Source organism: Yersinia sp. 1252 StPb PI (assembly GCF_048593885.1).
Lineage (GTDB): Bacteria > Pseudomonadota > Gammaproteobacteria > Enterobacterales > Enterobacteriaceae > Yersinia > Yersinia enterocolitica_E.
Map to the genome: position 1 here is coordinate 1 of NZ_JAZGQE010000020.1, position 14,381 is coordinate 14,381.

Genomic DNA, 14,381 nt, shown 5'->3' on the forward strand with positions numbered 1-14,381 from the left:
ATTTTGTTTATCGGGCAGAAAAAAGGCACTTCGATCATGTGAAGTATACTCTCTGACAGAAATAAGGATGGATTATCAGCAGCTTAATTTTACATCCTAAAATCAGGAGGATTAAGAAATTGCCTCCTCAACAGGTTATTATATTTGTCACACTATACTGCACGTATTTTCACTGAGAACCAGAGGGTGATAAGCTTTAAAGATAATCCATTCTCGGATTTCAATATTAGTGTAAGACACGTACGAATGAAGTAATGGTTTTGTCGTCAGCTTGATTCTAACTCTCTGATTTTAATTCTCGAATTTGCTGAGAGATGACTTTAAAACGCGCAATTCACCACATCAAACTGCATCATCAGGTGATTCCGGGGACCGAAGCGATGTCATTATCACAGCAACGTAAAACTGGATTAAAGTGCGAAATACGCAGAGATAAGCTATTGGCCCCTCTTGTTAGGGAGGGGCTAACAATTATAACGTGTTGGTGAAGGTTCGGGAGACCACATCCTGCTGCTGCTCGGGCGTCAGGGCGTTAAAACGTACGGCATAACCAGAAACACGGATGGTGAGATTTGGATAGTTTTCTGGATGTTCGATGGCATCCAGCAGCATGTCGCGATTCATGACATTGACATTAAGATGCTGCCCACCTTCCATCGACTCATCATGGTGGAAATAACCATCCAGCAGGCCGACCAGATTATTATTACGCACCGCCGAGTCCTTGCCCAAGGCCGCAGGGACAATCGAGAACGTGTAAGAAATCCCATCTTTGGCATATTTGAACGGCAGCTTACTGACAGAGGTGAGTGATGCCACGGCCCCTTTGCGATCACGGCCATGCATAGGGTTAGCACCTGGTGCGAATGGCATACCGTCGCGTCGGCCGTCGGGGGTATTACCCGTTTTCTGTCCATACACCACATTAGAGGTAATAGTCAGAATTGACTGCGTCGGCACTGCATGGCGATAGGTTGGCAGCTTGCTGATTTTCTTCATAAAACGTTCAACTAAATCACAAGCAATACTATCGACACGCTCGTCGTTGTTACCGTACTGAGGATATTCGCCCTCAATGGCAAAATCGACAGCCAGCCCATCGGCATCACGGATTGGTTTAACCTTGGCGTATTTAATGGCTGAAAGCGAATCCGCCGCTACCGAAAGCCCGGCGATACCGCAGGCCATGGTGCGATAAACATCGCGATCATGTAGTGCCATCAGTGACGCTTCGTAGCTGTATTTGTCATGCATATAATGGATGAGATTCAGGGCGCTGATATATTGCACCGCTAACCAATCCATAAACACGTTGAGGCTAGCCATCACCCGCTCATAGTCCAGCACGTCATCGGTCATCGGGGCACATTTCGGGCCGACCTGAATTTTGAGCTTTTCATCCATGCCACCATTGATGCAATACAGCAGCGTTTTAGCCAGATTGGCGCGCGCACCAAAGAATTGCATCTGCTTACCGATCACCATCGGGCTAACACAGCAGGCAATCGCATAATCGTCGCTATTAAAATCTGGCCGCATCAGATCATCATTTTCATATTGCAACGAAGAGGTCTGAATCGAGACATTGGCCGCATAACGCTTAAATGCCTGTGGCAACGCCTCCGACCATAAAATGGTTAAATTAGGCTCCGGCGCTGGCCCCATGGTTTCCAACGTATTGAGATAACGAAAGGTATTCTTGGTCACTAAGGTTCGGCCATCCAAGCCCATTCCGCCCAGCACTTCCGTGGCCCAAATCGGATCACCGGAGAACAGTGAATCAAACTCAGGTGTCCGCAGGAAACGCACCATGCGAATCTTCATGATGAAGTGATCAATAAGCTCCTGCGCCTGCTGCTCGCTCAACACCCCGTTGGCTAAATCGCGCTCGATATAAATATCGAGGAATGTCGCGGTGCGGCCCAGTGACATCGCACCACCATTTTGCGATTTCACCGCGGCCAGATAACCAAAATAGAGCCACTGAATAGCTTCTTGAGCATTTTTGGCCGGTCCTGAAATATCGCAACCGTAGCGAGCGGCCATGGTTTGAATCTGCAACAGCGCGTGGCGATGCTCAGCCAGCTCTTCGCGCAGGCGAATCACACTTTCCAACTCAATACCTTGCTCAAGTTGTGGCTGTAAATCGGCAAACTGTAGCTCACGTTCCCGCACCAGATAGGCAATGCCATACAGTGCAATACGCCGATAGTCGCCAATAATACGCCCTCGCCCATAGCCATCCGGCAGGCCGGTCAAAATGCCGGATTTACGACATTTCAGCATCTCAGGCGAATAAACATCGAACACGCCTTGATTATGGGTTTTACGTAAATCAGTGAAGATATATTTGAAGTTGGCATCCATCTCACGGCCATAGGCGTCAAATGCGCTTTGCACCATGTTGATACCGCCAAAAGGATGTAACGCGCGCTTCAGGGGTTTATCGGTCTGTAGCCCGACGATTTTTTCCAGCTGTTGTTCAATGTAACCCGCTTTATGGGCAGTGATGGTGGTGGCAATATCATCATCAAAGTCTACCGGCGCATGAGTCGCATTCTCCAAACGAATCCCTTCCATAACCTGCTCCCACAATTTTTGGGTCGCAGGGGTGGCGCCGGAGAGAAACGACTCATCACCTTCATAAGGTTGATAGTTCTGCTGGATAAAATCTCTGACATTAATTTCGCTATGCCAATTGTTCCCGCTAAATCCGAGCCATGCATCGGCATATTTTTTATTATTTACATCAACATCAATCTTCATGAACAAACTCCAATAAACAGAATATAGCTGGTGATTTCATGGGCTTTAGGGTCAAAAAACAGCCTCGGGAACCGCTGCGCTCTGTTGTGCGTAGCCAAGGCGGACCGCATCAAGCGCAATCATTTTTTCTTCATTGGTGGGGATAACTGCGGCAACGACCCGTGAGCGGGCGGTAGTGATGACATGAGAGGTTCCATGCTGTAGCCGGTTGTTTTTACCGTGATCGATGTCGATACCAAAAACGGCCAGATGCTCCAGCGTTAACTGACGGATAAGCGATGAGTTTTCGCCAATTCCCCCGGTCAGAATCAGGCCGTCGAACCGGCGCAGCGAACTGATATGTCCGCCAATATGGCGTGCAAGGCGGTGCACAAAAGTATGTATCGCCAGACGCGCCGCTTCATGCCCCTCGTGATAGGCTTTCTCCAGCGTCCGCATATCAGCAGACAGACCGGAGATCCCCAATAAACCGGACTCCTTATTAAGCATATGATCCAGATCTTCCAGACTTTTCCCGGTTTGGCGCGCCAGATATGCCAGTGCGCCAAAGTCCACATCACCACTGCGTGTTCCCATGACCAAACCGTCCAATGGGGTCATGCCCATCGATGTATCAACGCTTTTGCCGTCCTGAACCGCGCAGACAGATGCACCATTCCCCAAGTGAGCGATAATCAGGCCGCAATCGCTCCCATCAAATCCGAAGAAACTCGCGGCAAGCCCTGCCACATAGCGATACGACGTGCCATGAAAACCATAACGTCGTACCCCCTGTTCGCGGAAATAGCGGTAAGGTAGCGCATAGAGATAAGCCTCCGGTTTTAATGTTTGATGAAAACCGGTATCAAATACGGCGACTTGTTTAATGCCGGGAAATAGCTGGCGTGCCGCCTCAACGCCGTGCAAATTGGCGTAGTTATGCAGCGGAGCCAGTGGCGAAACCTTTTTGATTTCCTCCACCACCCAATCATCAATCAGCACTGATTCACTGAATATTTCACCACCATGGGCAATACGGTGGCCAATCAGCGAAATTGATTTATTAAGGCCACGCTTTTCCAGCTCATCGGCAATCGCTGCCAATGCATCAACATAATTCCATTGAGCCAATTGAAATTGAGTGACTCTATCAATCCGCAAAAAAGGTTTTTCAGTGCCAATACCGTCGGCAATCCCGCAGATTACCGCGTCACAATTGTCGGCGGTCAGCACTGAAAATTTAATGGATGATGAACCACAGTTAATAACCAAAACTGTAGGATTTAATGTCATGTGATTACTCCGCCCGTGTTTTTTGGGCAAAACACGGACTTTTAAGCGCCGTACTTATATTAATTTGTAGACGATGTTGAAGATGGTCAACAGACCGACGAGGGTAACAAAATAGTTTTCTGGCCGGCCTCTGAAACGGGCCAGAGAAGGCAGTTTATGAACGGCGTACATAGGCAGCAGACACAGTAGTGAGGCGATAATTGGTGCCCCCATGGCTTCAATCAAATCAAGGATATTCGGGTTGAGATAAGCCACCACCCAGGTTGATCCCATGATGAAAAACATACTGACCAGATTAAGCTTGCCACCGGATATTTTAGTTTTATCGCCTTGGTAGCCGAACTTAATAATCAGACCATTGAGACCTTCCAACGTACCGAGATAATGTCCGAAGAAAGATTTAAAAATAGCGACCAGCGCAATCAGTGAAGCGGCATATTCCAGCGTAATGGAGAAGGTCGATTTGCTACCGGACATGGCAGAAAAATGGTTTGCCAGATAAGACAGCACTGGAATATTTTGTGCCTTAGCTTCTGCCATATTTTGCGGCGACAGCGTAAACAGGCAGCTAAAGGCAAAGAACATCACCACAGCCACCATCAACATGCTGGCCTTACTAATAATCTGAGAGCATTTTTTCTCAGTAAAATCCCGGCCAAACTCCGGTTCATATTCTTCACGCTTTGAGACCACGAAAGAAGAGACAATCGGCGAGAAATTGAAAGAGAACACCATGATGGAAATACCCAACCACACCGTCACCAGTATGCCATCGTGTCCTAGCAGAGAAATCTGGCTCAAATCCACCTGCTCAATAACCGAGGCATTCCAGTAAGGGATCAGTGAGAGTGAGATTAATACCAGACAAGTAATAAACGGAAATACCAGAAAACTCATCACCTTAACCATCAGGTCTTTACCGAAGTAAATCACCCCAGCCATCAGCAATAGCAACGCCAGCGCCACCACACCACGGTTTAGCGGAGCCAGTTGGAGTTGATGTTCCCAGAAGGTCATAAAGGTATTGGTGATGGTTACGCCGTAAATCCACAACAACGGACAAATTGCGAAAAAATAGAGGAAGGTAATCACCACACCACCGGTTTTACCGAAGTGTTCTTCCACGGTCTCCGTAATATTGCCTGAACAGTTACTGCCAGATAAACATAAACGCGCCAATGCCCGATGACAGAGAAAGGCAATCGGATAAGCCAACACCAACATAATTAAAATAGGAATTAAACCGCCGAAACCTGCGCGGATTGGAAAGAATAAAACGCCTGCCCCTATTGCTGTGCCAAATAATCCCAAAGTCCAGGTTGTATCTGATTTACGCCACGTTTTTGTTTCGATTGCGGTAGTGGTTGTAATAGCATTATCGATATCCATTAATAAATTCCTTATTAATATATTTTACGAAATACTGCCTAATCCCGTTATTTGTGATAAGCGCGATAAATCAATATTGCCGCCTGATATAATGCTGACGGTCTTTTTGCCGGTGATATAATCTTTTAGTTTGCCGCTTAATAATGCTGCGGATGCTAATGCACCTGCACCTTCGGTAATAATCTTGTTACGCTGAATAAGGTCAATCATACTTTTTCTTATTTCATCTTCACTGACCAGTACAATGTCGGTAACCAATGTTTTGACGATTTCAAAAGGTAACGTACCTGGGCGAGTCACATCACAACCATCGGCAAGCGTACCGGTTTTACGATGATTAGTAATACTGCCGCTATAATAAGATGCCGCCATGCCGTGAACATTCTCTGACTGGACGCCAATAATATTAATGGTTGGATTAATAGATTTAATTGCCAGCGCGATACCGGCAATTAATCCACCGCCACCAATAGGGACAATCACATTATCGACATCATAGAGATCTTCGAGTATTTCCAGCCCGATAGTGCCCTGACCAGCAATCACTTTTTCATCATCGAAAGGGTGAATAAAAATACGGTGTTCCATTTCAATAATTTCACTGGCTTTTGCTATGGTATCGTTGAAATTCTCACCATGTAGCACCACCTGTGCAGAATATTCACTGGTCGCCGCAATTTTTGATTTAGGGGCGCAATTTGGCATCACCACCTTGCTGTTAATCCCCAACATGGCACAGGATAAAGAAACCCCTTGCGCATGATTACCCGCCGAACAAGCCACAACCCCTTGCCTTCTCTCCTCTTCGCTGAGTGAGCTGAGCTTATTGAATGCACCGCGAATTTTGAATGACCCGGTACGTTGCATGTTCTCAAACTTCAGATAAATCTCGCCATGACAGCGCTCACTCAGATAATTCGACCTCGCTAATCCTGTTTTGTAGATATGCCCTCTCAATCGTTTTTGTGCATCAATTACATCATTGATAGTTATTGGTAAGTCACTGTAAATTTTCATCTTTCATAGCCTTGCAGATTAAAATTCCTAAGAATTATGTATTTTGCTTGGCAGGATGCTACGACACAAAAAACTGCATTAATGTGATGATTGCAGCAAAAAGACGCGGAGTTGATCTTCCAACCAGTTGTTTGTTTCGAAAAATGCAACGCGGTCGACACTCTACAATTTGGATTAGTTTTTATAATCTAAAACGGGCTTGCTCAGTTCGATTCGCCCTGCCACAAAAACAAGCCGCATCCTTGCGGCTTGAGCATTACGTCAAATCAAGTAAGGTGTTTAATTGCGCTATCTGTTGTCGCCACTGGCATTGCAGCTCTGGCTTCTGATGCTTGAACTTACGTGCCAGATCCTGTTTCAGCTTACTTTCCAATTCCAACAACTCAGCCAACAACTGCTCTTCTTCACTTTCCACTAACATTATCGACTCAGGTTCGAATGTGGAGGCGGGCACAGAAACTGATGCAGGTTTATCGGCCAAAATGGCATAGACCGGTTCTAGATGATGCCACTCTTCCAACCGCTGCTTATCGATTAACCAAAAACGATTGCAGCTTTGTTCAATCAATGTACGGTCATGGGAAACCAGCAACACCGCACCACTGAAGGTTTTCAGCGTATTTGCCAGCTCTTCTTTACCTTCCATATCAAGATGGTTAGTCGGTTCATCAAGCAGTAGCAATGAATAGTTAGCCAGTGTCAGGCCGATAAATAACAAGCGTGAACGCTCTCCACCACTCAAGGTGCTAACCAGCTGCTGATGCCGAAGATAGGGGAATCCGGCACCGATCAACGCCATTTTTCGCTGATCTTCGGTCAAGGGTGCAAAGGGGGCTAAAGCCTCGGATAGAGTGTCTTTATCACGCAGTTGTTGCAGACTTTGGTCGTAATAGCCCACACGTACTTTAGGGTGGAACGTCACTCCCACGTCGGCGGTCTCTGGTTGGCTAAAGGCCCGCCATAGGCAGTGCAACAGAGAAGATTTACCGCAGCCATTGCGACCTACCAATGCAACGCGATCACCGCTTTTGACCCGAAATTGTGCCAATTCAAATAGCACCGGTGCCTGAGCCGCTGGTCGAACCCGTAAATCTGAGAGTGCCAGCACTCGGTCTGCCGCCAGAGCTTCGCCATTTAGGCGCAATTGCCACTGATTACCGGCGGTGACCTGAGTTTGCTCATCCTTGAGGCGATCGACCTGTTTCTCCATTTGTTTAGCCTTACGCGCCAGTTTTTCGTTGTCATACACGCTGCCCCAGATGGCCAGTCGCTTGGCGCTTTTCGCTACCCGATCAATTTCCTTCTGTTCGGCTAAACGGCGATGACTGTCCGAGATATCTTTCTCCGCCAATGCCTGCCGTGCCTGAGTGCATGGCAGGCGGATAAATTGCAGATTTTTGTCACGCAAAATCCAGGTACAGTTGGTCACACGATCCAGCAAACTGCGATCATGTGAAACCAGTACAAAACTGCCACCCCAATTCAGGAGAAACTGCTCCAGCCACAGCAGGGTAGGTAAATCCAAATGGTTATTGGGTTCATCCAATAGCAGCAAATCTGGCTGGCGGATCAGTGCTCGTGCCAGCAACAGACGCGTATGCTGACCACCACTTAACGTACCGGCAGTCAGCGTCCAAGTGGGTTCATCAAACCCCAAGCTGACGAGCAAAACCTCTGCTTGCCAACGTTCTGGTTGATGCAGGCTATTGGGGAGATGATTGAGCACCGCATCCAGTAAGGTGCAATCATCTAAAGCGGCGGGGAGATGTTGTTCAACCCGTGCCATCAGGCACTGGTTGGCGGTAGTGATAGTACCGGCCGTGGCGGGAAGATCACCGCTGAGGATTTTCAGCAGAGTGCTTTTTCCACAACCGTTATGGCCTATCAAACCAATGCGGTCACCTTTTTTCAGGCCGAAGGAAATCTCAGCCAGCAGTGGGCCGAAAGTGTTGTCGTAACCGACAGATTTTGCAGAAAGTAATGTGGTCATTGCTTACTCAAGTTTTACAGGCATAGAGATGCCTATCGTCAATAAAGCCGACGATAACCGGTAAGCCGGAGGGAAGTTGTCAGAGTGTTAGTTAGCTTCGCTCAAGCAAGTTATCGCAGCACGATACCGGTAACGCTTGAGCAATCACGATCACTAAAGACGAGTGAATAAAGAAACAATTCACGGGTCAACATAGTAATCCTCCTTAATATAATTCTGGTTAATGTATGACCTCATTATATTTAGTTTCTTCACTTTCTGCCAGTGCCGTCAGAAGGCCATAGACCGTGGTGGCTGCGGGTGTTTTTTGGCTAAGTACAGCTACGCGATTATCTCGTCCATCCAGCCAAACCAACTACTGACCCGCGTGCGATTGCCTGATTCAACCATTATCGGCCTTGAGCCCCGGATGGCGCTGGCATCAAACTTATGCGCTTGTCGAGCCAAGCTTAGTTCGCTAACTAAAACATCAATTAACAATAAATATGTCTTGATGTAACATTCGATCATACATGATAATGCTTATTATATTGATACTCGTTATCATTTCCGTGCTAAATATATGGACACACAGTTGAATAAAACACCGAGGTTGAACGACGAACCTGCTGTCGAGTATCCGACAGCAAGTAAGCCCTTGTCTGTCACCAGCGAACAACTGCTGGGAGAGCACGGTGTCGCCTTTATCGTCCATCAAGGCGAACACTATCAACTGCGCCAGACCAAGGCCGGCAAACTAATACTGACCAAATAACATACACAGAACCCACGTCATGGGTATTACAGCAAAACAGCAGCCGTACAGAGGCGAGGGCCGAGTAACGGGCCGCTAATACTGCTGTAGCATCAAAAGACGAAGGGGATAGCAAGCCACCCAGATTCTCGAATCAAGGCAGCCAGCAACCTATATATCTGTTTTATTCGCATAGAAAATATGGAGAATTGCCGACATGCCTCGTTTCATTTCTGACCGTTTCCGCTGGTCCCCACTCAGTTTGGCGATCGCTTGCACACTGCCTTTGGCCGTTCAAGCGGCTGATACCACTACCACGCCGACAAGCAGTAAAAAACACACTACCGATACCATGGTGGTTACGGCAACAGGTAATGAGCGCAGTAGCTTTGAAGCACCGATGATGGTAACCGTGATTGAAGGTACCTCGCCGACCAGCGAGACCGCCACCTCTGCGGCAGATATGCTGCGCAAAATACCGGGGCTGACCGTCACCGGCAGCGGGCGGGTCAACGGCCAGGATGTGACACTACGTGGCTACGGTAAGCAAGGTGTATTGACTCTGGTTGATGGTATTCGCCAAGGTACCGATACCGGCCATCTGAACGCCACTTTCCTTGATCCGGCACTGGTGAAACGTGTTGAAGTGGTGCGTGGCCCATCTGCCCTACTGTACGGCAGTGGCGCATTAGGTGGTGTTATCTCTTTTGAAACTGTCGATGCCGCTGACTTGCTGTTAGCGGGCCAAAATACCGGTTACCGCGTTTACAGCTCTGCGGCTACCGGTGATCACAGTTTCGGCCTGGGTGCCAGTGCCTATGGCCGCACCGATGATGTTGATGGCATTCTCTCCTTCGGTACCCGTGATATCGGCAATATCCGTCAGAGTAATGGTTTTGATGCACCAAATGACGAAACCATCAGTAATGTGCTGGCAAAAGGAACCTGGCATATTGACCCGATTCAGTCACTGAGTGCTAATCTGCGCTATTACAACAACAACGCAATAGAACCCAAAAATCCACAAACCAGTGCGGCTTCCAGTGGCAATGTCATAACCAATCGTTCAACGATCCAACGTGATGCCCAACTCAGTTACCACCTTAAGCCACTGGATCAGGAGTGGTTGAATGCCACCGCACGGGTTTACTACTCTGAAGTGGAAATCAATGCACGGCCACAAGGTTCAGCCGAAGAGGGACGTAAACAAACCACGGAAGGCGGAAAGCTGGAAAACCGGACGCGTTTGTTTACCGACAGCGTTGCATCACACCTGCTGACTTACGGCACAGAAGCCTATAAACAAGAGCAGACGCCGGGAGGCGCGACGACCAGCTTCCCACAAGCAGATATCCGGTTTGGCTCCGGCTGGCTACAAGATGAAATCACCCTGCGCGACCTGCCAGTGTCCATTTTAGCCGGTACCCGTTATGACAACTATCGCGGCAGCAGCGAAGGCTATGCTGACGTCGATGCCGACAAATGGTCATCACGCGGCGCAGTGAGTGTTACCCCCACTGACTGGTTGATGCTGTTTGGCTCCTATGCCCAAGCTTTCCGCGCACCAACCATGGGCGAGATGTACAACGATTCACGGCATTTCCCCGGCAATTACTGGGTACCCAATCCGAATCTAAAACCGGAAACTAATGAAACCCAAGAGTACGGGTTCGGCCTGCGTTTCAGTGACTTGCTAATGGCTGAAGATGACCTGCAATTCAAGGCCAGCTACTTCGATACCAATGCGAAAGACTACATCAACATGACTGTCTCGCGCACAACCACCACATCAGTGAATATCGAGCGGGCAAAAATTTGGGGTTGGGATGCCACCATGAGCTACAAAACAGCCCTGTTTAACTGGGATCTGGCCTATAACCGTACCCGGGGTAAAAATCAGAGTACCAATGAATGGCTCGAATCCATTAGCCCGGATACCGTCACCAGCGTAGTGGATATCCCGGTTGCCAGCAGTGGTTTCGCGCTGGGTTGGATTGCCACATTTGCTGACCGCTCCAAACCGTTAAGCACCGGTAAACGTCAGGCCGGTTATGGTCTCAATGATTTCTATGTCAGCTATAAAGGCCAGGAACAACTGAAAGGTGTCACCACGACCGTGGTTCTGGGCAACGCATTCGACAAAGAGTACTACGCGCCGCAAGGCGTGCCACAAGATGGCCGCAACGCGAAGCTATTTGTGAGTTACCAGTGGTAATTCATTAAAAAAAGATAGTCTGAAACTACTCATCCGGTAATCCAATTTATGGATTACCGGATTATCATTTAACGCTGTCACCTGCATATAAAAAATCAATAGAACGAGGATGTCATCAATGAGCAAATCTATATATGAGCAGTACATACAAGCCAAAGCGGATAACCCAGGCAAATACGCGCGTGATTTAGCGACACTAATGGGTATTTCAGAAGCGGAACTGACTCATAGCCGTGTGGGTCATGATGCAAAACGCTTACAAGGTGATGCCCGCACCCTACTGGCCGCATTGGAGGCGGTGGGAGAAGCCAAAGCTATCACCCGCAACACCTATGCCGTGCATGAGCAGATGGGCCGTTACCAGAATCAACATCTGAACGGTCATGCGGGTTTAATCCTTAACCCGCGTGAATTGGATTTGCGGTTGTTCCTCAATCAGTGGACCAGTGCATTCACACTGTCAGAAGAGACACGCCACGGCGTGCGCCATAGTATCCAGTTCTTTGACCAGCAGGGTGATGCGTTACATAAAGTCTATGCTACTGAACAGACGGATAGGGCGGCTTGGCAAGCCGTGCTGGAGAAGTTTATCAGTACAGAAAACCCAGCGTTGCCATTAGAAGTACTGAGTACACCTGAAGTGGCCGAGCCAACAGTTGATGATGCCACCGTGGATACCGAATGGCGTGCCATGACCGATGTACACCAATTCTTCCAGTTGCTTAAGCGCAATAATTTGACCCGCCAGCAAGCATTCCGCGCCGTCGGGGATGATCTCGCCTATCGTGTTGATAACCGTTCACTGACACAACTACTGAATATCGCCCAGCAGGATCAGAACGAAATCATGATTTTTGTGGGTAACCGCGGCTGCGTGCAAATTTTCACCGGTTTAATTGAGAAAGTGGCCCCGCATCAAGACTGGATTAACGTTTTCAATAAACGCTTTACGCTGCATCTGATTGAAACTGCTATTGCTGAAAGCTGGATCACCCGTAAACCAACCAAAGATGGGTTTGTCACCAGTTTGGAACTGTTTGCCGCCGATGGTACCCAACTTGCTCAACTTTATGGCCAACGCACCGAAGGGCAATCAGAACAAAATCAATGGCGTGAGCAGATTGCCCGCCTGATCAATAAGGATATCGCTGCATGAGACTAAGGCTGCTGTCACTCCCTTTCATTCTGTCACTGAGCGCCGGTATTCTGCCGCTAAATACATTCGCCGCAGAACGTATTGTCACCATTGGTGGTGATGTAACAGAAATCGCCTATGCACTCGGTGCTGGTGGCGAGATTGTGGCGCGTGACAGCACCAGTCTACAACCGCAGGCAGTGCAGAAGCTGCCTGACGTGGGGTACATGCGAATGCTCAATGCCGAAGGGATTTTGGCGATGAAACCGACCATGCTGTTGGTCAGCGCACTGGCTCAACCCTCATTGGTACTCAAACAGGTTGCCGACAGCGGGGTTAACGTGGTTACCGTACCGGGACAAACCACGCCGGAAAGTGTAACGGCGAAGATTAGTGCGGTCGCCACAGCGCTTCATCAGCCAGAACAAGGCCAAAAACTGATTAAGGACTACCAACAACGTTTAGCTGCGGTGAGCAGTACGCCACTGCCGGTAAAAGTGCTGTTTGTTATGAGTCACGGTGGCCTGACACCGATGGCTGCCGGTCAAAATACTGCCGCAGATGCCATGATCCGTGCCGCTGGTGGTAGCAATGCCATGCAAGGCTTTAGCCGCTACCGCCCACTGTCACAAGAGGGGGTTATCGCCAGTGCGCCAGACTTATTGCTGATTACCAGTGCCGGTGTGAAAGCACTGGGTGGCAATGAGGGGGTCTGGAAATTACCCGGTATAGCCCTGACACCCGCGGGTCAACATAAGCGCCTATTAGTGGTGGACGACATGGCATTACTTGGCTTTGGCTTGGAAACGCCGCAAGTGCTGACGCTGCTGCGCAAAGGCATGGAACAAGCGCAATGAATTGCCGTATCCATCCACGCCTGATGCTGAGCATCTTACTGATGGTTCTAATCTTATTAGCACTCGGCTCGGCCAATATGGGGGCTTTGACACTCTCGTTCCGTACCTTGTGGCATGCATCATTAGATGATGCCATGTGGCATATCTGGCTGAATATCCGCCTGCCGCGCGTGTTGTTGGCGGTGGTTGTCGGCTGCGCGCTGGCGGTTTCCGGTGCCATCATGCAAGGGTTATTCCGTAACCCGCTGGCTGACCCCGGCCTATTGGGTATCAGTAGTGGTGCCGCTTTGTGCGTCGGGCTAATTATTGTCATGCCATTCAGCCTGCCGCCACTATTAGCACTTTACAGTCATATGGTCGGCGCGTTTATTGGCAGCCTGGCCATCTCAGCCATTATTTTTACCCTCAGCCGCTGGGGCCATGGCAACTTATCCCGCCTGCTACTGGCTGGTATCGCCATTAATGCGCTGTGTGGTGCGGCGGTCGGGGTGCTGACTTATATCAGTGATGACCAGCAATTACGCCAGTTCTCACTCTGGAGTATGGGGAGCTTAGGCCAGGCTCAATGGTCAACACTGATGGTGGCGGCTTCTTTGATCCTACCCGCCTGTGTTCTTGGATTATTACAGGCGCGTCAGTTGAATCTGTTGCAGCTAGGAGATGAAGAGGCACACTACCTCGGTGTTAATGTACGCCAAGCCAAGCTGCGTTTGCTATTACTGAGCGCCATCTTGATCGGTGCCGCGGTGGCTGTCAGTGGAGTTATCGGTTTTATCGGGCTGGTCGTGCCACATCTTATCCGCATGCGTATCGGTGCTGACCACCGCTGGTTGCTGCCCGGTGCCGCACTGGGTGGGGCTTGTCTATTACTGACCGCCGATACTCTGGCCCGTACCTTAGTCGCCCCGGCTGAAATGCCGGTCGGGTTGATAACCAGCCTACTGGGTGGCCCTTATTTTCTATGGCTGATTTTACGTCAGCGGGAGCAACTCAGTGGTTGATATAGC

The 14,381-nt window shown here is 49.0% G+C and carries 10 protein-coding genes; 5 read left to right on the forward strand and 5 right to left on the reverse strand.

What is annotated here, in order from left to right; all coding sequences use genetic code 11:
* Positions 1-471: 471 nt before the first annotated feature.
* From pflB to V2A85_RS05120, 5 genes are all read right to left on the reverse strand, one after another.
* A complete protein-coding gene (gene pflB / locus V2A85_RS05100) occupies positions 472-2,766 on the reverse strand; it encodes a formate C-acetyltransferase (RefSeq protein ID WP_420070989.1) in 2,295 nt (764 codons plus the stop codon).
* A 51-nt stretch (positions 2,767-2,817) separates the two neighbouring features.
* Entirely contained in the window at positions 2,818-4,038 is a 1,221-nt protein-coding gene (gene tdcD, locus V2A85_RS05105; RefSeq protein WP_420070990.1) for a propionate kinase, read from the reverse strand.
* Positions 4,039-4,092: 54 nt separating this feature from the next.
* Positions 4,093-5,427 carry a threonine/serine transporter TdcC gene (gene tdcC / locus V2A85_RS05110; RefSeq protein ID WP_372559960.1) on the reverse strand — a complete coding sequence of 445 codons (1,335 nt, stop codon included), beginning with the start codon at positions 5,425-5,427 and terminating at the stop codon, positions 4,093-4,095.
* Positions 5,428-5,451: 24 nt separating this feature from the next.
* Entirely contained in the window at positions 5,452-6,444 is a 993-nt protein-coding gene (gene tdcB / locus V2A85_RS05115; protein WP_420070991.1) for a bifunctional threonine ammonia-lyase/L-serine ammonia-lyase TdcB, read from the reverse strand.
* A gap of 256 nt (positions 6,445-6,700) precedes the next feature.
* The gene (locus V2A85_RS05120) at positions 6,701-8,434 is read right to left on the reverse strand and encodes an ABC-F family ATP-binding cassette domain-containing protein (RefSeq protein WP_420070992.1); all 1,734 of its coding nucleotides are present in this window, start codon (positions 8,432-8,434) and stop codon (positions 6,701-6,703) included.
* Positions 8,435-8,996: 562 nt separating this feature from the next.
* Between V2A85_RS05120 and hemP the strand changes: the two genes are divergently transcribed.
* The 5 genes from hemP (at position 8,997) to V2A85_RS05145 (ending at position 14,375) form a co-directional block, all read left to right on the forward strand.
* On the forward strand, positions 8,997-9,188 hold the full coding sequence (gene hemP, locus V2A85_RS05125) for a hemin uptake protein HemP (RefSeq protein WP_083161063.1): 192 nt from the start codon (positions 8,997-8,999) through the stop codon (positions 9,186-9,188).
* 196 nt (positions 9,189-9,384) lie between these two features.
* On the forward strand, positions 9,385-11,382 hold the full coding sequence (locus V2A85_RS05130) for a TonB-dependent hemoglobin/transferrin/lactoferrin family receptor (RefSeq protein WP_420070993.1): 1,998 nt from the start codon (positions 9,385-9,387) through the stop codon (positions 11,380-11,382).
* Between the two features lie 118 nt (positions 11,383-11,500).
* Positions 11,501-12,538: a hemin-degrading factor gene (locus V2A85_RS05135; RefSeq protein ID WP_420070994.1), complete on the forward strand. Its 1,038-nt coding sequence runs from the start codon at positions 11,501-11,503 to the stop codon at positions 12,536-12,538.
* Positions 12,535-13,374 (forward strand): heme/hemin ABC transporter substrate-binding protein, encoded by an 840-nt coding sequence (locus tag V2A85_RS05140; protein WP_420070995.1) that lies wholly within the window; start codon positions 12,535-12,537, stop codon positions 13,372-13,374. The genes V2A85_RS05135 and V2A85_RS05140 overlap by 4 nt, the downstream gene beginning before the upstream one ends.
* On the forward strand, positions 13,371-14,375 hold the full coding sequence (locus tag V2A85_RS05145) for a FecCD family ABC transporter permease (RefSeq protein ID WP_083161071.1): 1,005 nt from the start codon (positions 13,371-13,373) through the stop codon (positions 14,373-14,375). The genes V2A85_RS05140 and V2A85_RS05145 overlap by 4 nt, the downstream gene beginning before the upstream one ends.
* Positions 14,376-14,381: the final 6 nt, after the last annotated feature.